This is a genomic window from Neisseria sp. 83E34 (genome assembly GCF_001308015.1).
In the GTDB taxonomy this organism is placed as follows: Bacteria; Pseudomonadota; Gammaproteobacteria; order Burkholderiales; family Neisseriaceae; genus Neisseria.
The window spans coordinates 1-22,544 of the sequence record NZ_LGYH01000009.1 but is presented as its reverse complement, the minus strand read 5'-3'; the positions used below and the strand labels follow the sequence as shown (position 1 = coordinate 22,544).

Genomic DNA, 22,544 nt, shown 5'->3' with positions numbered 1-22,544 from the left:
CCTTGCAAGTTAACGCCAATGATCGAACTTAAAAACCTCACCCTCCAACGCGGCTTAAAAGTGCTGCTCAACCAGGCCAATCTCACCGTCAACCCCAACCAACGCGTCGGCTTAATCGGCAAAAACGGTACCGGCAAATCGAGCCTGTTTGCACTGATCAAAGGCGAAATCACGCAGGATGCGGGTGATGTGCTGATTCCCAAACATTGGAAAATGGCCGCGGTAGCGCAAGAAACGCCAGCATTGGATACTTCGGCTTTGGATTATGTTTTGCAGGGCGATAAAGAGCTGCAAGATTTTCAGACAGGCCTTCAGCAAACCGAAGCACAAAACGACGGCCTCAAAATCGCCGAATGGCACGCTAAGCTTGAAGAAATCGACGCTTACACCGCACCGGCCCGTGCCGCCAAATTATTAAGCGGTCTGGGTTTTTCACAGGAAGAACACGGCAAACCAGTGAAGGCCTTTTCCGGCGGCTGGCGTATGCGTCTGAATCTGGCACAAGCTCTGATGTGTCGTGCCGATTTGCTGCTGCTCGACGAACCGACCAACCATTTGGATCTGGAAACCGTACTGTGGTTGGAAAACCACCTCGCCGGCCTGCCATGCACGCAAATCATCATTTCGCACGACCGTGATTTCCTTAACGCGACTACCACGCAAACCGTTGAATTAGCGAATCAAAAACTCACCCAATACGGCGGCAACTACGATTTCTATCAAACCGAACGTGCCCAGCGTCTGGCTCAACAACAAGCTGCGTATGTGAAACAGCAAGCGCAGATCAAGCATTTGCAATCATTTATCGACCGCTTCAAAGCCAAAGCCACCAAAGCCACGCAAGCGCAAAGCCGCATGAAAGCATTGGCCAAACTGGAACGCATCGCCCCCGCGCATCTCGACAGCGAATTTTCATTTGAATTTGAAACGCCTACACATTTGCCTAACCCATTGCTAAAACTGGATAAAGCCGATTTAGGCTACGGCGATACGGTGGTGCTGCACGACATCACATTATCTTTGGAAAGCGGCGCACGTTACGGTTTGCTGGGCGTAAACGGCAGCGGTAAATCCACCTTTATCAAAGCCTTGGCGGGAGAATTGGCATTGTTGTCCGGCCAGATGGTGAAATCCGAAAAACTCAATATCGGCTATTTTGCCCAACACCAGCTCGATACCCTGCGCGACGACCAAAGCCCCGTTTGGCACATCCAGCAGCTTTCGCCCGATGTGCGCGAGCAGGAAATCCGCAATTTCCTCGGCGGATTCAACTTCGTCGGCGATATGGCTTTGCAGAAAATCGAGCCCTTTTCCGGTGGCGAAAAAGCGCGGCTGGCATTGGCGATGATTGTGTGGCAAAAGCCTAATCTGCTGCTGCTCGACGAACCGACCAACCACCTCGATTTGGATATGCGCCACGCGCTTACCGTGGCGTTGCAGAGTTTTCAGGGCGCATTGATCGTCGTATCGCACGACCGCAGCCTGCTGGAAGCCACCACCGACAGCTTCCTGTTGATTGATAAAGGCCGTCTGAAAAACTTCGACGGCGATTTGGAAGACTACCGCCAGTGGCGTTTGGCACAGGAAAATGCCGCTGCCGCACCAGCCGCATCAGCGCAAACCCAGAGTCGCAAGGATACCAAGCGCCTTGAAGCGCAAATCAGGCAGGAAAAAGCCAAACGCAGCAAACCGATACAGCAAAAAATCGATAAAGCCGAAAAAGAGATGGCCGGATTAGGCACGCAACAGGCAGAATTTGAAGCATTTTTGGCACACGAAGATGCCTATTTAGAGGAAAATAAAGTAAAACTCCAACAAACACTTACCGACTTGGCGGCGGTCAAAGTAAAATTATCCGAATTGGAAGAAAATTGGTTGGTGTGGCAGGAAGAATTGGAGCAGATTAATCAAGAAATCGAAGCCGCATTCAACGAACAATCACATGAGTAAGTAGGGAAAATGAAGACGTTTTTTAAACATTCAGCTTTGATGTTGGGCTTAACAGTTGCTTGGGCTGCGCAAGTTCAGGCGGGCCCGATTTACGAATGCAACGGTGTTTACACCGATAAACCGAGCCCTGAATGCCGCAGCCGCGGCAAGGCGGATTTGCCGGCAATCGGCCATTACACCTCGGCCGCACCGAAACTGGTTTATAGCGCACCGGCCGCACCGGCGGCGAATCAGCCGTCCGCTCAGCAGGCCAAACGCACCGTAGCCAAAGCGCAGCTGCCGGTGCGGCAGCCGGGTATCCAGCAGGCTGCTTATAAAGCGCCGCAAGCGATGAATACGCCGGCAGTCGTTTCTACTTCACCAAAACCCGGCGGAAATAGCGGCAGGCGTTCTATTTTGGAGCAGGAGCTTCATAACGAGCGCAAAGCTTTGGCACAGGCGCAGGCGGATTTGATACGCGCGCGCGCCGTGAAAAACGGCACAATCAACCAGCAGCAAATCAGCAGTTTGCAAAGCCATGTGCTTGACCGCCAGCAGAATATCCAAGCTTTACAGCGTGAGTTGGGGCGTATGTAATACTGTTGCAGCATTTCACGATATATGAAATATGCCTGTCTGAAAATAAGGTGTACAATGAAACCGGTTTTCAGACAGGCATCGTTTTCTTTGAAAACTGAATAAGTCATAGATTCATTAGTTAAACCATATGAAAAAAATCCTCTACTTTTTACTGTTTCCGGTGTTAATCTTCGCCGGTGCCGCCGCCATGTATTTTTACATGCAGCAAAAGCCGGTTGAGCCGAAAAACGTGCACAACCCGGTTAGCCGTGAGAGCATTATCGTTCAGATTCAAAAGCTCAACCGTTTGGAAAGCACGGCGTTTTATATCGACACCATCATTAAAACAGAGAAGCAGGGCAATTGGTATTTGCTTTGGCAGGACGCACAAACCGGCTTGTTTATGGTTAAAGGCCGCGTTTTGGCCGGGGTGGATTTGGATAAATTAAAACCCGAGAATGTTCAGGTGATTGACGGTAAAGCCATCATCAGCCTGCCTCCGGTGGAAATTTTGAGTGTGAGCGTGGATAATCTGGATGTGTATGACATCAAAACCGGCTCGCTGGGTATCACACCGATAGACAAATCCGTATTTCAAGAAGTGCAGAACAAAGCCAGAATGCAGATTATCGAAAGCGCCTGCCGAGCCGATATTTTGAAGCATGCACAAGCCCAAGCGCAGGCGCAGCTGGAAACTTTATTTGCCCTAACGCAAACGAAAGTATCGGTTTATCCTGCTGCATTGCCTGTGTGCAAAGCATAATCGTCAATCATTTAAAAAGGAAGAACACTATGGCGCAAGTAACTTTTCGAGGTAACCCGGTGGAAGTGGCAGGCTCTCTGCCTCAAGTGGGCGAGGCTGCTTCTGATTTCGTGCTTACTGCGGTGGATTTATCCGACAAGAAACTGGCGGATTTTTCCGGTAAGCGAAAAATTCTGAATATTTTCCCCAGTGTGGATACAGGTGTGTGCGCCCAATCGGTGCGCAAGTTTAACGAAGCAGCAGCAGGTTTGCCGAATACTGTTGTATTATGTATTTCAGCTGATCTGCCGTTTGCACAGTCGCGTTTCTGTGGTGCGGAAGGCATTGAGAATGTAACGATGCTGTCTTCTTTCCGCAGCGATTTCGCTCAAAAATACGGTGTTGAGATTACCTCCGGAGCAGTAGCCGGCTTGGCATCAAGAGCCGTTGTGGTATTGGATGAAAACAACCGCGTGCTGCACAGCCAGCTGGTGGCGGAAATAGCTGAAGAGCCGGATTATCAAGCGGCATTGGCTGCCGTGCGTTAAGTCGGCAATGAAACAAAGCTGCATGTCTGATGAGGCATGCAGCTTTGTTTTGTGATAGGAGCGCTAATTAAGCATTTGATATGTGTTATAATTTCAGCGATCCAATAAACGGTTTCAGACAGGCAGAAATTTGTACGAAACTGCTATTTGCGGTGTATTTCTGTGTTGTGTGCCGTTACGCTTTGAACGGCATCTGCATTCGATAGCTTTGCTAAGATTTCGGTATCATAAGCTTTAATGCCTGTCTGAAAACAATCTAAGATGATTCTGCGGAATCGTCTTTTTTCGTACACAATTAAATCACCGCCAAGGCGGCGGAGTAGATACACATAAATGAAACCTTCGATTTTAGAAAAACTGCAACAATTGGCAGACCGTTTGGAAGAAGTTACCCAGCTTTTGGGCGCGCCCGAATCTACTGCCGATATGGATAACTACCGCAAACTCAATAAAGAACATGCCGAACTCACACCGGTAGTGGAGGTGTTTCGGCAATATCGTCAGGCGCAAAACGATTTGGCAGATGCCGAAGAAATGCTGTCTGACCCTGATATGAAAGACTTTGCCGCTGAGGAAATCGAAGCGGCCAAAACCAAAATCGAAACATTGGATCTAGAGCTGCAAAAGCTGCTGTTGCCCAAAGATGCCGACGACGATAAAAACATCTTTATCGAGGTGCGCGCAGGCACGGGCGGCGACGAAGCGGCTTTGTTTGCCGGCGATTTGCTGCGAATGTACACCCGCTATGCCGAACGCAATAACTGGCAGGTAGAAATCGTGTCTGCCAATGAAAGCGATTTGGGCGGCTATAAAGAAGTGATTGCCCGTATCATCGGCTTGGGCGCATACAGCAAGCTCAAATTCGAGAGCGGCGGCCACCGTGTGCAGCGCGTTCCGGCAACCGAAAGCCAAGGCCGTATCCACACATCGGCCTGCACTGTGGCCGTGATGCCCGAAGCGGATGAATTGGAGGAAATCGAACTGAATCCGGCCGATTTGCGTATCGACACTTTCCGCGCCTCCGGCGCAGGCGGCCAGCACATCAATAAAACCGATTCGGCTGTGCGCATCACACATCTGCCTACCGGTATGGTGGTGGAGTGCCAAGACGGGCGTTCGCAACACGCCAACAAAGCGCAGGCAATGAAAGTTTTGGCGGCGCGTCTGAACGATATGCAAAAGCGCGAAGCTCAGGCCAAAGAAGCTGCCGAGCGTAAAACCCTGATTGGCAGCGGCGACCGCAGCGAGCGCATCCGCACCTATAATTACCCGCAGGGCCGTGTGTCTGACCACCGCATCAACCTAACGCTACACAAGCTGGATTTTATTATGGACGGTGATTTGGACGAACTCACCGGCGCATTGATTGCCGAGCATCAGGCAGAGCTGCTGGCGAGCATGGGCGATTAAGAAGATGTGGCAAACCGATGCCTGTCTGAAAAGTTTTTACCAAGCACAAACAGATTTGAAAAGAACCATTCATGTCTTACACCTTCACCCTTGAACCCGGGCTGCTTGAAGCCGAATTAAAAAAACTGATTCTTGCCGAAGCCGATAAAGAAGATGAAATCGCTATGGCCGATTTTACCGATGATGCGGTTTTGTTCGGCGATGAAAGCCCGATCGGCCTCGATTCGCTGGATGCTTTGCAGATAGCGGTGGCCTTGCAGCAATATTTCCGGGTGCGTTTACAAGGAGACAGAATGGTGCGCAAGCATATGTCGGATGTGCGCAGCTTGGCAGCTTTTGTGCGTAAGGAACATGGCGCATGAGCTATCTTGCCGGAGTAAGCGTGCAATGCGCGCAAGGGTCGGGCAGCGGTGCTTATATAGCATTGGCTAACTCACAACCGCCTGCAAAAATCACTTTTGATTTTCTAAACCAGCCGCAGCAAGCGGCTTATTTTCGTGCATTTGATAATGAGCGGTTGGATGAAACCGCTTTATTCAGTCTGCTGGAACAATATTTGCTAGAGGCTGCCGAAGACGCGGGCTGGGGCGGCCAAGCATTATCCGATACGCCGGTGTTTATCGGCTCCACTTCTTACCTGCTTCCTTATTACGAACTTCATTATCTGGCCCAACAGAGACCACTCGGGAAATACAGTCTGCACCAATTTGCCGACCATCTTAAGCAAAGCCACGGCAATCATCAGGTTTATTGCTTTGCTACGGCCTGCACTTCTTCCGGCCACGCGCTGATGCAGGCGCATGCCATGTTGCAAAGCGGGCTGATAGAACGCGCATTGGTGGTAGGTTTTGAAACTTTCAACCTGCTTACCTTAATGCATTTCCACAGCCTCGGTTTGCTGGCAGAGCAATGTGTACCGTTTGGCGGAGACGGCTTTGTGTTGGGCGAGGGCATAGCGTGTTTGGCTTTATCGCGCGAGAAACCGGATTGCAAAAAACAATTTCGCCTGGTTTCCGCTTCAGCAAATACCGGCACCGCCAGCCCTGTTGAAACCGATAGCGAAAGCTTGAGCCAAGTTATGCGGCATGCTTTGCAGCAGGGGGGTGTGGCTGCGGATGAAGTATGCATGGTTAAAGCTCATGCAGTTGGCACCGGTGCTACTGATAAAGCAGAAGCCGACGCTTTGCAAAGCGTATTCGGGCGGCAAGTGCCGCTGGCAGCATTTAAACCTTTAATCGGGCATACTCAAGGTGCCAGTGCCGCGTTGGAAACGGTATTGCTTTATCAAGCTTTATTGCAAGGCAGCTTGGAGGGCAAGGTGGCTTTACGAGGCGGTTGCCTGCTTGGCTCAGGCTTTTATATGGTAAATTTTTTCGGTTTCGGCGGCAGCAACACGGCGTTTGTATGGGAGTGGATGAAATGACGCATCAAGTTTATATTCGGGCCGCTGCGCTTTTTAACGGCTCCGGCAAAGACAATGCCTGTCTGAAACGCCATTTGAAAACGCAATATCATTTAGATGCCCGCCGTTTCAGCCGCCTAACGCTGTTAACTTTAGCCGGCAGTTTGCAATTGAGCCAACAGCAGCTTCCAAAAGATACAGCCGTATATTGGGGCGGCACATTCAGCTCGCCTTCGGTTTTTAATGAAATGATGGGTAATGTGTTCCAACAGCAGATTGCAAAACCTTTCGATTTTCTGGCCAACCTGCACAATGCCCCCGCATTCCATACCGCCGCTGCTTTGTGCTTGAACGGGGTAACCATATTCCAGCCCGTCGGTATCGAACCGGAATCATGGGGTAAGCCTTTACTGCTGGCGGCAAATCATGTGTTGCAAAACGGCGGTTCGGCTTTAGTGGGCTGGAGTCACGAAGCTGCGGAAGGAAGTAGGGAGCGGGAAGGCTGCTGTTGCATGTACCTAAGCTGCGGGAACAGCGGCGCGGATGGCGAACCCCAAATCAACATCAGCCATGCAGAGCAAGGCGCGGCGGAGTGGCGGCCGGCGTGTAGTGGTTTGATGGATGTTGTTTCGGAATGGTTTGATTGTTTGGCGGAAAAAAAGAATAGAATCAGGATTGCTGCGGGTGGAAATATTGCGCTGGAAATACAAAGTTTCGGCGGATTGAAACTGCTTGCGTCAACAGAATGGTGAGTTGGGTAGGTTTTAGAGCCATAATTTATCAAGTGCCTGTCTGAAAAATAGTTTCAGACAGGCACTTTTTTGTGTCGGTTAACAGAGAAGTTTGATTAGTTAAACCACTTGTCAGTCAACCCATTTATATAGTAACAGCACCGTCATACTCGGGCTTGCTCCGAGTATCTGGAGCACAACCACATCGTGAGATACTCGAATCTAGCCTGAGTAAGACATTATCAGGCAAAAAAAGAAGCGCTTTCAAACGAGGAAAGCGCCTAAACAGAGAGAATACACAATGATAACAACAAAAGAACTTTATACCTGGTTCCAAAGGTTGGGGTTTCCCCCGAAAAACTTTATTTCATACCGAGTTGCATGCCGGTATTTGAAAATCGGATTTCTTTAACTACGCTGAATGCTTGGTGTTCGCCATTAATGGAAACAGGTCGCATGGTTTGTGTTTGCATCCAAGCAACGGCTTGGTTGTCGATAGCTTGATTACCGCTGCTGCGGGTAACGCGTATATCTTTTAAAGAACCATCGGTATGGATGGTCATGCGTACCGCCAATTTCCCATTGATTTGTGCTTTGGCTGCGGTTATTTCAGAATCTTTTTTGAAAAATTGAATTTCACCAGCAGAAGCGCTTTGTGCTCCGAATAACGCGGCAGCCACTAAGGCTGTGGATAAAATGTTGCGAACAGACATGATTAAAACCCCGTAAAAAATGCAATTTATAAATATGTAATGTAAATAATATTAAAGTTATTGAAACTCTTGTTCGTTTGATGAACTTTTTTGTTTCTTGTTTTGGTAGGTGTATTGTGCCTATAAATTTTGAATTTTGCAATTGAAAAAAAAGTCAAAGAATTTTTACGGAATGATGTGAAAATGGGACGAGCGGTATATTTGGTGTGGCATAGATTGACACTAGGTGACAATTAACGTCACGTTATTATTTCTCTGTAAAAAGAAAAATAAATAATTTCATATAAATCATATTATTATATTTTATGCTGTAATTGGTTGAGTTTGCTTTTTACTTGATGTGACAGTTTATGTCACTTTTTAATTATCCGAATATCTTAAAAAACAACCGAATATTTTTTAATACGGTGTCGTTTTTATGGTTGAAAGTGTGGCTTTTTTGATGAATGGGGAGGTTGGTTTTGATGAAAAAGGAAGTTTTTAAGCAAAAGATTATAAAAAGCCTGAGACCTTTGCAAAATTCGCCCCAATCCCCTAAATATCTTGGTAATGAATTTAAGGGATTTGAGGGAATTTTGCAAAGGTCTCAACCTTCGTCTTTGTCTGCTTCCAATTTGCTGACCAAGTCCGGTACATTCCAAAAACGTACCCTAAATCCTTGTGCCGCCGCTTCGATACCCAATGCTGTGGCAATATGCGTTTTGCCCGTACCCGGTCCGCCTACCGGCACCGCATTACGCTTCTGTCTGATATAGTCCCCGCCCAAAAGCAGTTCCGATGCCGGACGGTGTATCAAACTCTGCTCAAAATCGAAGTCGGCCAAACTGCGGTGTTGCGGAAACCTTGCCCGGCTAATCCGGTTTTGGGTGCTTCTTGCGGTTTTGGCCATATGTTCGGCAGTCAACAAACGCTCCAAAATATCCGGCGTACCCCGTTTACGGCGTATGCCGTCCACTACGATTTCATCCCACTGCTCCGCCATCGCACCGGGTTTCAACTCTTTCAACAGTCCGGCCAGACGTTCATGCCGCATGATGCTTCTCCTTCACCGTATCCGTTTGTTTGCCCGACAGACTCGGTAAGCGGTCATAACGGCTGCAATCAACTGACGGCGCGACGGTAAGCGGGATGTCCCTGATATGGAAACGGGGCGGCGGCGGTTCTTTCAGACGGTTGGTGATGTTCAAGACCGCCTCCGGAGTCGGCATACCTCCGTCCAATGCCAATTCCGCTGCAGCCAATGCCGAGCCGGCATCGTATTCGGCCATCAGGCTCAGCAGTTTGACCATCACCCGGTCTCCTTTGGGCTGCTTAAGCAAACAGGCTTTCAGACGCTCTATGACCGGTGGCAGTACCCGGCCGGTAAAAGCCCTGCCGTCTCTTAACGCGCCGGGTTTCTTTTGCAGACAGGGCAAAAAGTGCCAAGGGTTATAGCCGGTGCCGTCTTTCACAAAGCTGCGCGGATGTTCGGCAATGCAGTCGGTATCGCTGCAAAAGCGGACGGTCTGTGCGCCGATATAAACCCTAACCGTATTGCCCGCCCATTCGGCCGGCACGCCGTAACGGTGGCGTTCGACGGTAACCAAAGACCGGTTGCTGACTTTGAGTATCTCCAAACGTTCTGCCGGATATGGACGGAAAGCGGCCAACGAATGCTTCTCCCTTTCCCATATGTCGTTAACCGGCTGCCTGTATTCGGGATGTTTGTGCTGCTGCATCAGCCGCAGGCATTGCTGTTGCAGGTAGTCGTTGAGAGAGGTGAAGGAATCAAAAGCCAAAGTCGGCTTGAACAATCTTTCGCGCAGGTGGCGTATCTGCCGCTCGACCTGGCCTTTTTCCCAGCCGGAAGCAGCGGTGCAGGCAACCGGTTCAATGAGAAAATGGGTCATCATCTGTAAAAACTGCGCGTTAAATTCCCTCTCCTTGCCTTTGCCGATGCGGGTAACGGCGGTCTTCATATTGTCGTAGATACCGCGGGCAGGTACGCCGCCGAAGAAAGCGAATGCGCGGTTGTGCGCATCCATCAACATATCGGCTTTCTGATTGGGATAAGCACAAACGAAAAAAGCCCAGCTGCGGCATAAGCGGAAATGGGCGATATTCACCTTGACGGTCTGTCCGGCCAAACAAACGGTTTCGATACTCCGGTCAAACTGATAAGCACCACCCGGAGCAAAAGCCTGAGCCATAAAGACCGGAACCGGTTTGGGTTGGTGCTGTTGGCGGAATTTGCGGATAAATACGGCAACGGCGCTGTACTGTCCGGCATAACCGGCATCTTTGAGGCGTTCGAAATGTCGACGGGCAGAAAGGTGTTGCTGTTTGGGCAGCTGGGCTTCTTGGAGCAACTGTTGGGTCAACACGTCAAGAAAAGGGCTGGGTTTGGGGTAATGGGTTTGTTCTCTGCGAAGGCAGCCCAGATACCCGATTAATCGGGTATCTGAGTAGAATAAAGGGAATATTGGAATAGAAAACAGCCGAAATCTGCTGTTTGAAGTCCGACTGTTAAATAAAGAGTTATTTTGCAAAGGTCTCAGGCATTGTTATGTTCGGATTCAGTGTAATTGACGAAGATCTTGCCAGCCTTTGTTGGTTTTAACCATTGTGGCGGTATATTCTTGTGGCTCTGATAAGTTTTTCCAGTCGCCGTTATTGGTTTTGATCAGCTTTTTCGCCCATTTTTCAGGTATTAAATCGGCTTGGTAGGAAACTTTGGAAACTGTCATGCCGTTGGTAGGTGTGGGTTCGGTGAACCAGTTGATCTTGGAAACTTTCAGGTTGCCTACGCATACCAAAGGCCCTTGTGAACCGTGTCTTAAAGAGGCAATACCGTTTTCGGTTAGCTCGTAGGTAACGGTTTTTACCAGCATATCGTTTTGTTCAACTGATTTTTTATCTGCTTCGCGGTAGATGCCGGCATTTACCAAAATGTCCATTTGTTCGATAACTTCTTTATTGATGCGTTTGCCTTCGTTGTTGCGGTTGGTGATTGTTAGCCTGGGTTCGCCGATGAGTGTGTTGCGCAGAGGCTGGCCGGAAGTGTCTAAAATAGTTAAAGGCATGGCGATGCATACGTTTTGGCGGAAGGCGAAATCTTCGATGCCTTTTTTCAGGGCAGATTCGCTGATTTGGCTGCCGTCGGAGCATGCGGCGAGTGTTAGTGCGGCTGTGGTTAGGATAATGATTTTTTTCATGAATTTCTCCGGAGAAAAGGCGTTTTTGATTATGGGTTAAAAACATAAGAATAGTTATTTTGCAGGTTTTTCACAAGGTTTTTTGCTACAATAGTTTTGTTCAAACGCAAAAAAGATGTATTTTATGACAACAAAATTATATGGGATTCCCAATTGCGATACGGTTAAAAAAGCCCGCACTTGGTTGGCTGAAAATGGTATTGAATATGAATTTGTCGATTTTAAAAAGTCGCCGCCATCGCATGAATTGATTAGAGAATGGTTAGAAGCGGTGCCCTTGGAAATTTTATTGAATAAGCGGGGCACGACTTGGCGCAAATTGACTGATGAGCAAAAGGCCGGGGCAGAAAATCAGGATGCGGCGGTTGAGCTTATGGTTCAGCAGCCAAGCATAATCAAGCGGCCTGTTTTGGTGCATAACGGGCATCGTGTTTGCGGATTCGCGGAGGATGTGTATGAAGATGCTTTTAAAAGCTAAAAGCGAATAATTGGATTGATATGGGCAATGCCTGTCTGAAAATCAAAATTCATTTTCAGACAGGCATTGTTTTGTGTAAGCAAACGGTTTTATTTTTCTTCGCCTAAAAGTTGTTCGCGTGTTAACAAGAATACAAAGCCGTCACCACCGCTGGTTTCGAGCCAAGTAAACGGCAGCTCGGGATAGGCTTGCTCCAATATTTCTCTGTTGTGGCCGATTTCAACCAGTAAAACGCCTTTGGGGTTAAGGTATTTTGCGGCTTGTAACAGGATTTGGCGGGTGGCGTCCAATCCGTCTTGGCCGCTGCCTAGTGCGAGTTCGGGTTCATGCAGATATTCTTCCGGCAGGTTGTCAACCGATTCTGCATCAACATAAGGCGGGTTGGATACAATCAGGTCGTATGTGGCATCCAGGCCGTGGAATAAGTCGGTGTGTATGAGGTTGATGCGATCTTCCAAACCGTAGGCTTCCACGTTGATAGCGGCCACTTCGAGCGCATCGAGGCTGAGGTCGACGGCATCAATTGACGCGTCGGGGTAGTGGTGTGCCATTTGGATGGCGAGGCAGCCGCTGCCGGTACATAAGTCGAGTGCGTTGTGTACCAATTCATCATATTCTATCCACGGGCGCAGGCCTTCGCCTAATAATTCGTAGATAAATGAACGGGGCACGATAACGCGCTCGTCCACATAAAAATCAAATTCACCTTGCCAGGCTTGGTGGGTAAGATAGGCAACCGGCAGGCGCTCTTTGACACGGCGCTCGATGAGTTGCAGCACTTGCTCTTTTTCGCCGGGCAGAATCACGGCATCCAGATAAGGCTCCAGTGTATCTAGGGGCAGATTGAGCGTGTGCAGAATCAGGTAGGCGGCTTCGTCGTGTGCATTGTCGCTACCGTGGCCGAAAAAGAGTTCGGCTTCGTTAAAACGGCTGACGGCAAAGCGCAGTAAATCGCGCAGGGTGGTAAGGTGGCGGGCGGCTTCTTTAAACATGGTGATACTTTCGTGATTGAATTTAGGGCGGATTATACAACAGGTCGTTAAGGCAAATGCCTGTCTGAAAGGTTTTTCAGACAGGCATTGTTGCTGATTGGGCTATACTTCTTGGTTATACTCATTGAAATAACCCATTCGCTGACTAATCTCAGGTTCGGTCTGAATATGAATATCATATTTTGACTTTGCTTGCTGATTACAGAGAAAGAAAAAAATGATTCAAATTCAATCTTTATCCCACCGCTATGAAGGTACGGATGTGGCAGCCTTGCAGAACGTATCGTTAGATATCAGGCCGGGAGAGTGCTGGGGCTTGCTCGGCCATAATGGGGCGGGCAAGACAACACTGATGTCGCTTTTGGCCGGCTTGCAGGAGGTGCAGCAGGGGCAGGTATTGTTTGACGGTGTTGAAATCGGCAGACTTGCGCGCGCCGAGAGCCAGAAAATCGGCCTGGTGCCGCAGGATTTTGCTTTTTACCCGCAATTGAGCGTATGGGATAACTTATTGTTTTTCGCTTCTCTCTATGGAGTGAAAGATAAGCTTTATCTGCAATCTCTGCTGGATAAGGCAGGGCTGGCCGATTATCGGCATAGGGCTGCCAAACAGCTTTCCGGCGGGCTGAAACGAAGGCTGAATTTTGCGATTGGTTTGGTGAATCGGCCGCAGCTGGTTTTTTTAGATGAAATTACTGTGGGTATTGATCCGCAGTCGCGCCGTTTTATTTTAGAGAGCGTGGCGGATTTAACCCGCTCAGGGATTACTGTGGTTTACACCTCGCATTATTTGCCGGAAATTGAGCAGCTGTGCAGCCATATCGCTTTGTTGGATAGAGGAAAACTGGTGTATCAGGGCGGCTTGGCCGATTTGCTGCGTACTCAAGCGCCGAGTGTGCGCTTTATGACGGAACCTGCGCTGGGGGATGCAATATTGCAGCAATGGCAGGCGGAAAATATCGGACGCAATATGTGGGAAGCAGCTGCATCTGCCGAGCAGGCGGCCGAACTTTATAGCCAGCTCCGGCAATCAGGAGTGGAAATCCGCTATTTCCAACAAGGCTACGGCTCGCTGGAGGCTTTTTATCTGGATTTTCTAAGGCGGACAGCAGCATGATCGGCGCATCGTTAATTAAAGAATTGAAATTATTGCGGCATGACTTGCATGGTTTGGCCGTGTTATTTGTGATGCCGATTGTATTTATGTTGATTATGTCGTTGGCCCTGAGCCGCGATGAAGATCCGCATATCGACAGCCGGATTGCGCTAGTGGGGGCGGCGGATAATCCTGTGAATGAAAGCTTTGCTTCTGCGTTGCGTAAAGAGCAGGTAGATTTGGTAAGCCTGTCTGAAAACCAGTTGAATGAGGCAAAAAGCAGCCTTTATCAGGGGCGTTACCAATTGTTGGTGGTGAATCCGAATCAGGCGGGCAGCAAATTGGATGAAGAGCAGGTGTTACAGCTGATTGTGCCGCCGGATATCGACCCTTCTTGGCTTTCGGCTGTGAAAGGCGTATTGCAGCAGCATTACACGGAGGTTCGGCTGAATAGTTATTTTGACGGGCTGGATGATTTGAAAATCGAGGCGAAAAATCTGCCTAAATCCGTGAAGAGGAAGATTCAGAAATCGGTGAATGAGGAAAACAGTAAGCAATTCGATACGGTGGCCGCGTATTTGAAGAAAACCCTGTTTAGCGAAACTTATCTGACTGAGAGCGGTGCGGTGGAAAAACCGAATGCGGTTCAGCACAGTGTGCCTGCCTGGCTGATTTTCGGCATGTTTTTTATTATGATTCCCTTGTCTAACGTGATGGCATTGGAGCGGCAGACCAATACCATCACGCGGCTGCGGTTGGCGCAGGCGCCTGCCGCTGTGTTGGTGGCCGCCAAGCTGCTGCCTTATTTCCTGATTAACCAATTGCAGTTTGTCGGAATGCTGCTGCTCGGGCGTTATCTGCTTCCGGTGTTAGGTGCGCCGGCATTGGTGCTGAGCAATGCGTGGTGGCCTTATGCGGTGTTGTCGGTAGCGGTAAGCGGTGCCGCTTTGGGTTATGCGCTTTTGATCAGCGTTTTGGCGAAAAGCACCGAGCATGCGGTGGTGTTGGGCGGTGGCGGCATTATCTTAATGGCCGGGTTGGGCGGAATTATGGTGCCGGATTATGTGATGCCTGATACTATGCAGCAGCTTACATGGATTTCGCCGATGGCATGGGGGCTGAAAGCGTTTCAGGAGTTGTTGTTGAAGCAAAGCGGAATCAGCGGAATCGGTTTGTATCTGCAATTGCTGGCAGGGTTTTCGCTGGTGTGCATCGCGATATCGCTTTTGCTTTACCGCAGCCAGTTGAGAACGCAAGTGCGGTTTTGATTGGGCGCGTCAAAGAAATTGACCTGTATAAAACAATGCCTGTCTGAAACTTTCAGACAGGCATTTTTGATGCAGCCTACTTACACAATATCGAAATGGCTTTCGTTAATTGTTAAGTCCGGACTAAGTGTTGCAAAGTGGATGGCATCAGCCTTGCCCTTGCCATCGCTATCGTAATACAGATAACCGGTTTGGGATTGATAGCTGATGTAATCGCTAAATTCCGACAAGGTGGTTTTAAGGTCGCCAAAGATGGCAGACGACAATTCGATGGTGTCATCGCCTTGCAGGAAGTCCTTGATGGTGGTTACGCTGCCGTCTAAAGCGGTATCGAACACGAATGTATCATTACCTTCACCGCCGGTGAGGGTATCGTTGCCGCCTCCGCCAATGATGCGGTCGTCACCCTCCATGCCGTTGAGCTCGTTATCCGATCCGTTGCCGCGCAAGATGTTGGCTTGTGCGTTACCTGTTCCGTTGATGCTGTTGCTACCGATCAAGGTCAGGTTTTCAAGGTGTTCGCCCAAGGTATAGGTGATGCTGCTGTATACATGGTCTTCGCCTTGATTTTGCGCTTCTTGGATGGTGTCTGACGCATTGTCGATAACGTAGCTGTCGTTGCCCTCGCCACCGATTAGGGTGTCTTCGCCTTCGCCACCATCAAGGTAATCGTTACCTGCACCGCCGCGGATGGTATCGTTACCTGCACCGCCATAGATATTGTTGTCGGCACTATTGCCGGTTAAAACATCATTATGTTGGGAACCAATCAGGTTTTCGATTTGCGTACCGTATCCGATAAATGCTTGGCCTTCGGTATAGGTGTTTAATTTAACGTTCGCTCCGGAGTTGCCGGTGATCGATGCATCTTGCCCCAAATTGAAGTAGCTGCGCATATTGTGGGTAGCGGCACTTTGTACGCTGAATGTTTTGGATAAGTTGTCGCCAACGTAAATCCATGAACCGGGGGTGAGGTTAACGTTTACGCCGGCTTTTTCTTGAGAGGCATCGAAAGTATCGACGCCGCCTGCATCCCAGATATAGCGGTCGGAATCTTGACTATACATATTATAGTTTTTGAATGTATAGATATCGTTGCCTGTGCGCACGGTTTTATTCATACCTGCGGTGTAGTGCAGGTAGGCCAAATCGTAAGTGCGCAGTTGCCCTTTACCGATAAAGAAGTTGTTATTGGCATAAGCGTTGTAAGACATAAAGGAAAATTCACTGTTTTCTTCAACTGCATAATCGCCTGTGAAGCCGCCGGACGTATGTATCATTCCCAAGGTGTGGGTAACTTCGTGCAGCACGGTATAGTGAAGAAAATCTTTACCCCAGCTCATGTAGTTATGGCGGCTGTTCCAAGCAATTAACCCGCCGTTGTAGGCGATGGCCGATGCACCCTCAAAGCCTGACATGAGGTTGCCCATGTAATAGTTGGTGTTGGCCTCAGCCTTGGTTCCCACTTCGACAAATTCAATATTGGTCACGGCGCTGATTTCTTTATAGGCATTGCGCACAATTTCCTGCAGCTCTGTCGAGTAGCTGGTCATAGTGGCTCTGTCTACATAGCGGTTGTGGTTTTCAGGCAGAGTGCTGATTTCATCTAAGGTGAGGAAATGGTATTTCAGCACGGTAGGGCCGTCGTTTTGGCCGCCCAGTGGTATATTGTAGCTTTTACCGTTGATATTGCCTGTTTTCTGGATGAAATAAGGGAAATTGTAACCGGGAGACGTGTGGTCGCTATTAACAGAGGCAGGTTTGGTATGCCTGTCTGAAAGCTGGCCGCTCACCTGATTTAATACAGCATAGTGTTCGCTATCGCTAACACTGATGGCTTTTCCGGATGAATCGTTCGTATTTAAAACAGCTTTTACGGTGCGGTCTTTATCGGCAGCTAAATCGGAGGCCAATACTTCGACTGAAAAGTTTTTACCGTTTGAATCCACTTCGGTTTGATAAACTTTGCCGCCCACTTCCAGCGTTACAGTGTCACCGGATTTGGCTGTACCGCCAACCGTACCATTGATGATGACTGCCGAATCTTTTGCACCGGATACCACATAGCTATTATTTTCAGGATCTTTATTGATATAAGGGCTATCAAACTTGATTTCTTTTACCCTCACCGGTTCAAAACGTGCCAAATTGCTAATGCGGTAAGTGTTGTTGCCGGTTTGCTCCACATTAAATAGTTGCGGGTCAGCCTCTACTTTGAAGTTGAGTGCTTTACCGTTGAGTTTTGCAAGATCTTTGGTGGGGATATCCAAGAAAAAGCTGCGGTCTTCTTTTACGCCTGCGGTGTATGTTTTATCACCGATATTTACAGTAATCTGGCGAATGCGTTCCTTATTCATACCTTTTGCAAACGCACCTTCAAGCTCAATCACGCCGCCAATCCGGGTATTAGAGAATGCTTGGGCCACATCTATATTGAAATCGGCATCAATGCCTGTGATATTAATCGATGCAGCGGCTTCTGGCGCGACTTCATAGCTACGCGAAGTTTTAGCGCTAGCATCAGCTCCATTTGAGATGCTTGCCTTAATAATATGGCCGGGGTTGGCAATCAATTTTTCAGCGGCAACGGTAGTGCTGAAAGTTAAATTATTTTGAACTTGAGCTCGGATGGTTTCCCCATTAATTAATAACTCGACTGTTTGGTTTTCTTCAGCAGCGGAACCAGAAACCGACCCGGAAATGGTAATGTCTTGTTTCGCTTCGGTTACATTAATCAAATCATCGCCGGTAATCAGATTCAATTTAATGTCGATATCGCCTTTTTTCACGCTGTATGTCAACGCGGTTTGCGCAGAAGCACTGTTGCCCGCGTTGTCTGCGGTTGTGATGGCAGCAGTGATAACAGGTTTCTCGGCACCGGTTAATTGAGCAGCGTCTACCGTGATACTGAATACGCCGCTGCTGTCAACAGTGGTTTTTTCTTGAATGCCGTTTACAGTTATTACAACAGTGTCGTTTTCTTTGAAATTACCGTCTACTCGACCTGCCAGTACCACTCTATCTTGAGCATCTTGCTCAAGCACATTATCGTTTGCCAGAGCGTTAAGCGTAATGGAAGGTGCAGGGGCAACAGTATCTACTTCATAAGTGTGGGTCGTGTTATGACTGGCCGCATTACCATATTTGTCGGCCGCAGTGACAGAGGCGGTAACGTTATGGATGCCGTCGGTTTTTGCCAAAGTTGTGGCGGGCAAAGTTAATGTCCAAGTGTTATTTGAAACTTGGGCGGCATAATCCGTGCCGTCGATGCGGATAGTGACTTTTTCCGTACCGCGCACAACGGTATCGCCCAATACCAGCGAGCCGGTAAGTACAACATTTTCAGACAGGCTTCGGGTATTCAAAGCCTTACCTGCGTTGATGCTCTCTACAGTAATGTTGACACTGGGCGGAGTAGTTTGGTAGGTATAGTTTTGCGTGCCTTCTGCTGCGGATGATGTGGAGCCGCCGGCATCTTTCAATTCTGCACGGCCGCTGACCCGGTCGTTAGCAGCCAGGATATCGGCAGGGATATCAACATTAAATGAAGAACCCGTTGTTTTTGCAGTATATTCATTGTTGCCGACATTGATTGTTACTGATGTAACGTCATCACCTTCCTGTAAGCCTTTAATTTTGCCGGTAATACGCAAAGTCGGCTCGGCGGCTTCGCTTCGGTTAATTACATTATCACCGGTAATGGGGTCGAATGCGACTTGGCCGTTTGGTGCTGATTTATTAACAGAAAAGGTTCGGGTAAAAGTGGCATTTCCGTTGCCGGTATTGCCGGCGGCATCTACGCGCTCTACGCTGGCGGAGATGCCGTATTTGCCTTCTCTGCCGCCTGGGGCTATCTGTGCAATTTCCGCATCTACGCTATATGATCCGTCCGCTTGAACTTCGGCTGTATAAGTTGCTTTGCCGATTTTGATCGTAACTAGACTGCCCGGAGCACCGTCGGTAACGCTGCCGCTAACGGTAACATAGGGTTGTTCCATTTCGGCTGCATTCAGAATATTGTCCCCAGTAAGAGAATGGAGGGTAATGGTGGTGTTGTTAGTTAAGTCGATAGTGTAGTCTTGGCTGGCCGTATAGGTTTGGTTTACACCGTAATCGTCCGGCACACTGATGCGTGCGACAAGTGTTTTCACGACGTTGTTCACATTATTTGCCAAGCCTAAGAATGTGCGATCGGCGGTAATGCTGAATGTGCCGTTTTCTACATTCGCTTTTAATTCATTGAAACCTGATTGAAGGGTAACCTCTGTGCCGTTTTCTACGTTTTCTACCGAACCGGATAGGGTAAAGCTGCCGTTATCGGATTCGGCTTTATTAATGAAATTATCTTCGGCAACCATGTCGAGTGTAATGACCGGTGCCGCTTTACCCACTTTATATGGTCGGTTGTTTTCTGCCGTAGTGCTGTTGCCTGCGGCATCGGTTACTGTCGCGGATACATCTACGCGGGTTGCGGCTGCCAGCTCTGAAGAGGGGATATCTGCAGAATAAGTGTTGCCGGCAACGACGGCGTTGTATCTCTGATTGCCAACTTGCACGATAACTTGGTTAACGGTTTCGCCATTTTGCAAGCCGTTAATCGTTCCGCTGATGGAATGGTGTTCTTGTGCTTGTTTGGCTTTGGTAAGCACATCATCGCCGGCGATTTCATTAATGCTTACGTTTACTTCAGGCGCTGTTAAATCTTTAGTATAGCTTCGGGTGGATTCTACCGTAGCCGTGTTACCTGCGGCATCTCGTGAGGTAACGCTGGCTTTTACCAGGGTATAACCGCTCTTCGACAATTGAGAACCTTCAAAATCAACGGAGAAGCCGCCATTTTTCACTTTAGTAAGGATGTCGATCCATTTCACACTGCCGCAGCTCTCGCAGCCGCATGAGACAACGATGTTTTCATCGTCAGCAACGTCGGTAACGGTGCCGGTAACGGTAACCGTGTTCTGAGATTCGGCAATGTTAAGTACATTATCGCCTGCAATTGTATTCAGGCTGATGGTCGGGGTGTATTCCGTATCGATTGTATAAGCACGTTCCGCGTGGCCGGTGGCACTATTGAGCGCTTCATCGGTTGTGGTAACGCTTGCAGACACTTTGCCGTGGTTGAGCAAGGTTTTAGTGCTTACAGCAACGGCAAATTGCCCGTTTGAAATCACTCCCTTATAAACCGCTTCGCCTACTGTGATAATGATTTCGTCATTTTCTTTGGCATGTTCTACAGTGCCGGAAAGTAGGGTGTTCTCAGTTTTGGATTCGGCCAAGTTGATGATATTGTCTTCCGCGATAGCGTTAAACGTGATAACAGGTGTGTCGATTTCGGTGTCTAATGTATAGTTTTGTGTGGTTACGGCTGATGCGGTATTTCCGACATCATCTGAAATTTCAATGCGTGCACTGATACTATCGCTCGCAGCCAATACCGAACCTTCGATTTCAAGGCTGAATTTGCCGTTTTGAACGGTTGTCGTGGATCGGTAGGTGCCGGCCGTTAATGTAACTGTATCGCCTTCATTGGCATGCTCTACGCTGCCGGAAACCAAAATATTGGATTGGACTTCGGCTGCGTTGATGATGTTGTCTGCGGCAATAGGGTTAAGAGTGATAACGGGTTGCTCGATGACAGTATCTACCAGATAAACGTATTGCATAGAGGCGGTATTGATATTGCCTGCTGCATCTTCGGTTTGCAGAATAACTTGAAGGCTTTGGGCTCCCTCAGCGAAAGCAAGTACCTCACCTGTGGTTTCTAAAGACCAAGTTAAGCCGTTAATTTTGGCAGGATAAGATTGTCCGTTGATTTTTACGGTAACGTTTTCTTTAACACTGTCTTCGCCAATTTTAAGTGGGCCGGAAAGCGTGTATGTTTCTTTTTTGGTTGCAATGTTGATGGTGCTGTTGTCCGACATCCTGTTCATTCTGATTAATGCTTCAGGTGCTTCTACATCATAGCTGTATGCGCGCTCAGACATCGCTTTTGTACTATTGCCCGAGTTGTCGTGCACCGTGGCAACGGCACTGATGATGTTGGCATTTTCGAACGCTTTGCCATTGATTTCTACGCTAAAAGCAGAAGCATTCACAATAGCAGGATAAGCTTTTCCGTTTAAATAGAGCACAACATCGGCATTGGCAATATCTTGATTGCTGCTGATGCTGCCGGAAACCAAGATATTTCCTTTCGCGGACTTGGCATTAATCACATCCTGATGTGCAATTGGATTGATTGTGACCGTGGCAGAAATAGGCGCTTGTGTTTCAGGCTGATTGACCTCAGGCTGATTGACCTCAGGCTGATTGACCTCAGGCTGATTGACCTCAGGCTGATTGACCTCAGGCTGATTGACCTCAGGCTGATTGACCTCAGGCTGATTGACCTCAGGCTGATTGACCTCAGGCTGATTGACCTCAGGCTGATTGACCTCAGGCTGATTGACCTCAGGCTGATTGACCTCAGGCTGATTGACCTCAGGCTGATTGACCTCAGGCTGATTGACCTCAGGCTGATTGACCTCAGGCTGATTGACCTCAGGTTGTTTAACCTCAGGTTGATTGACCTCAGGTTGTTTGACCTCAGGTTGTTTGATCTCAGGTTGTTTGATCTCAGGTTGTTTGATCTCAGGTTGTTTGATCTCAGGTTGTTTGATCTCAGGTTGTTTGATCTCAGGTTGTTTGATCTCAGGTTGTTTGATCTCAGGTTGTTTGATCTCAGGTTGTTTGATCTCAGGTTGTTTGATCTCAGGTTGTTTGATCTCAGGTTGTTTGATCTCAGGTTGTTTGATCTCAGGTTGTTTGATCTCAGGTTGTTTGATCTCAGGTTGTTTGATCTCAGGTTGTTTGACCTCAGGTTGTTTGACTTCAGGTTGTTTGACTTCAGGTTGTTTGACTTCAGGTTGTTTGACTTCAGGCTGATTGACTTCAGGTTGTTTTTTGGGATTTGAATCTTTGCTGCTTTTGGCAATAGAAAGGCCTGCGATTGTTGCTCCGGCAACACCCAAGCCGATTAGGCCTGTCTGAAAACTGGTTAGCGTGCCGCCAATGGCCATTTGTTCTGCTACGGGTGCAACTGCTTCAGCCGATGTGACGCCGAGTGCGCCCAAATGGCCGGTGTTGGTCGCGGGGTAGATATTTTGGTAGTTTTGTAAGATTAGGTCGGGTAGGCCATTAGTGTTTGAGTTGAGATGTACCCATAAATCTTCGTTAACGAATTGTACTTCTGGCTGGGCAATTAAATTGCCTTGTTCATCGAGAAGTTGATAAACAGTGTCTGGTTGAGCAGGCAAAGAAAGAGGTTGGTCTGAGGGAAGCGTGATAGATTCAGTTTGTCCATTGTGAGTAATATTGAGTTTGTAATGTGTCATAGTAATAGTTCTTTAGTATGTAAATTGAATATTTAAAGCTAATGTAATTTAATTATAGATTAAAGTAATTTCTTTAGATATTACTTTTATAG

The 22,544-nt window shown here is 48.3% G+C and carries 17 protein-coding genes; 11 read left to right on the top strand and 6 right to left on the bottom strand.

The annotated features are described in order from the left end of the window. The first annotated feature begins 18 nt into the window (after positions 1–18). The 8 genes from AKG09_RS09450 to AKG09_RS09415 all read left to right on the top strand — a co-directional run bounded on the left by AKG09_RS09450 (position 19) and on the right by AKG09_RS09415 (position 7,362). Positions 19–1,950 (top strand): ATP-binding cassette domain-containing protein, encoded by a 1,932-nt coding sequence (locus AKG09_RS09450; protein WP_054619200.1) that lies wholly within the window; start codon positions 19–21, stop codon positions 1,948–1,950. A gap of 9 nt (positions 1,951–1,959) precedes the next feature. After that, entirely contained in the window at positions 1,960–2,526 is a 567-nt protein-coding gene (locus tag AKG09_RS09445; RefSeq protein ID WP_054619199.1) for a hypothetical protein, read from the top strand. Positions 2,527–2,656: 130 nt separating this feature from the next. Next, entirely contained in the window at positions 2,657–3,271 is a 615-nt protein-coding gene (locus tag AKG09_RS09440; RefSeq protein ID WP_054619198.1) for a DUF4230 domain-containing protein, read from the top strand. A 29-nt stretch (positions 3,272–3,300) separates the two neighbouring features. Continuing rightward, entirely contained in the window at positions 3,301–3,798 is a 498-nt protein-coding gene (gene tpx / locus AKG09_RS09435) for a thiol peroxidase (RefSeq protein WP_054619197.1), read from the top strand. Between the two features lie 333 nt (positions 3,799–4,131). Continuing rightward, on the top strand, positions 4,132–5,208 hold the full coding sequence (prfA, locus tag AKG09_RS09430; RefSeq protein ID WP_054619196.1) for a peptide chain release factor 1: 1,077 nt from the start codon (positions 4,132–4,134) through the stop codon (positions 5,206–5,208). A gap of 71 nt (positions 5,209–5,279) precedes the next feature. Continuing rightward, positions 5,280–5,570 (top strand): phosphopantetheine-binding protein, encoded by a 291-nt coding sequence (locus tag AKG09_RS09425; RefSeq protein ID WP_054619195.1) that lies wholly within the window; start codon positions 5,280–5,282, stop codon positions 5,568–5,570. Next, complete coding sequence (locus AKG09_RS09420; protein WP_054619194.1) at positions 5,567–6,631, top strand: beta-ketoacyl synthase N-terminal-like domain-containing protein; 1,065 nt, start codon at positions 5,567–5,569, stop codon at positions 6,629–6,631. The genes AKG09_RS09425 and AKG09_RS09420 overlap by 4 nt, the downstream gene beginning before the upstream one ends. Next, a complete protein-coding gene (locus tag AKG09_RS09415; RefSeq protein WP_054619193.1) occupies positions 6,613–7,362 on the top strand; it encodes a hypothetical protein in 750 nt (249 codons plus the stop codon). The genes AKG09_RS09420 and AKG09_RS09415 overlap by 19 nt, the downstream gene beginning before the upstream one ends. A gap of 341 nt (positions 7,363–7,703) precedes the next feature. On the opposite strand, the gene AKG09_RS09410 is transcribed toward AKG09_RS09415, so the two are convergent. The 4 genes from AKG09_RS09410 to AKG09_RS09395 all read right to left on the bottom strand — a co-directional run bounded on the left by AKG09_RS09410 (position 7,704) and on the right by AKG09_RS09395 (position 11,248). Next, positions 7,704–8,054 (bottom strand): TonB family protein, encoded by a 351-nt coding sequence (locus tag AKG09_RS09410; protein ID WP_054619192.1) that lies wholly within the window; start codon positions 8,052–8,054, stop codon positions 7,704–7,706. A 586-nt stretch (positions 8,055–8,640) separates the two neighbouring features. Then, positions 8,641–9,087: an ATP-binding protein gene (locus tag AKG09_RS09405; RefSeq protein WP_304437587.1), complete on the bottom strand. Its 447-nt coding sequence runs from the start codon at positions 9,085–9,087 to the stop codon at positions 8,641–8,643. Beyond that, positions 9,077–10,582: an IS21 family transposase gene (istA, locus tag AKG09_RS09400; RefSeq protein ID WP_255351139.1), complete on the bottom strand. Its 1,506-nt coding sequence runs from the start codon at positions 10,580–10,582 to the stop codon at positions 9,077–9,079. The genes AKG09_RS09405 and istA overlap by 11 nt, the downstream gene beginning before the upstream one ends. A 27-nt stretch (positions 10,583–10,609) precedes the next feature. After that, positions 10,610–11,248: a lipoprotein gene (locus AKG09_RS09395; protein ID WP_054619190.1), complete on the bottom strand. Its 639-nt coding sequence runs from the start codon at positions 11,246–11,248 to the stop codon at positions 10,610–10,612. Between the two features lie 115 nt (positions 11,249–11,363). Between AKG09_RS09395 and AKG09_RS09390 the strand changes: the two genes are divergently transcribed. After that, the gene (locus AKG09_RS09390; protein ID WP_082391930.1) at positions 11,364–11,726 is read left to right on the top strand and encodes an ArsC family reductase; all 363 of its coding nucleotides are present in this window, start codon (positions 11,364–11,366) and stop codon (positions 11,724–11,726) included. A gap of 89 nt (positions 11,727–11,815) precedes the next feature. On the opposite strand, the gene prmB is transcribed toward AKG09_RS09390, so the two are convergent. Continuing rightward, positions 11,816–12,718 carry a 50S ribosomal protein L3 N(5)-glutamine methyltransferase gene (gene prmB / locus AKG09_RS09385; RefSeq protein ID WP_054619189.1) on the bottom strand — a complete coding sequence of 301 codons (903 nt, stop codon included), beginning with the start codon at positions 12,716–12,718 and terminating at the stop codon, positions 11,816–11,818. 217 nt (positions 12,719–12,935) lie between these two features. Between prmB and AKG09_RS09380 the strand changes: the two genes are divergently transcribed. Together AKG09_RS09380 and AKG09_RS09375 are read left to right on the top strand one after the other, a co-directional pair. Beyond that, complete coding sequence (locus AKG09_RS09380) at positions 12,936–13,832, top strand: ABC transporter ATP-binding protein (RefSeq protein ID WP_054619188.1); 897 nt, start codon at positions 12,936–12,938, stop codon at positions 13,830–13,832. Beyond that, positions 13,829–15,079: an ABC transporter permease gene (locus AKG09_RS09375; protein ID WP_054619187.1), complete on the top strand. Its 1,251-nt coding sequence runs from the start codon at positions 13,829–13,831 to the stop codon at positions 15,077–15,079. Before AKG09_RS09380 ends, AKG09_RS09375 begins: the two co-directional genes overlap by 4 nt. Before the next feature lie 80 nt (positions 15,080–15,159). Here the strand turns inward: AKG09_RS09375 and AKG09_RS09370 are convergent, their stop codons facing one another. After that, positions 15,160–22,452 carry an Ig-like domain-containing protein gene (locus tag AKG09_RS09370; protein WP_054619186.1) on the bottom strand — a complete coding sequence of 2,431 codons (7,293 nt, stop codon included), beginning with the start codon at positions 22,450–22,452 and terminating at the stop codon, positions 15,160–15,162. Between the last annotated feature and the right edge of the window lie 92 nt (positions 22,453–22,544).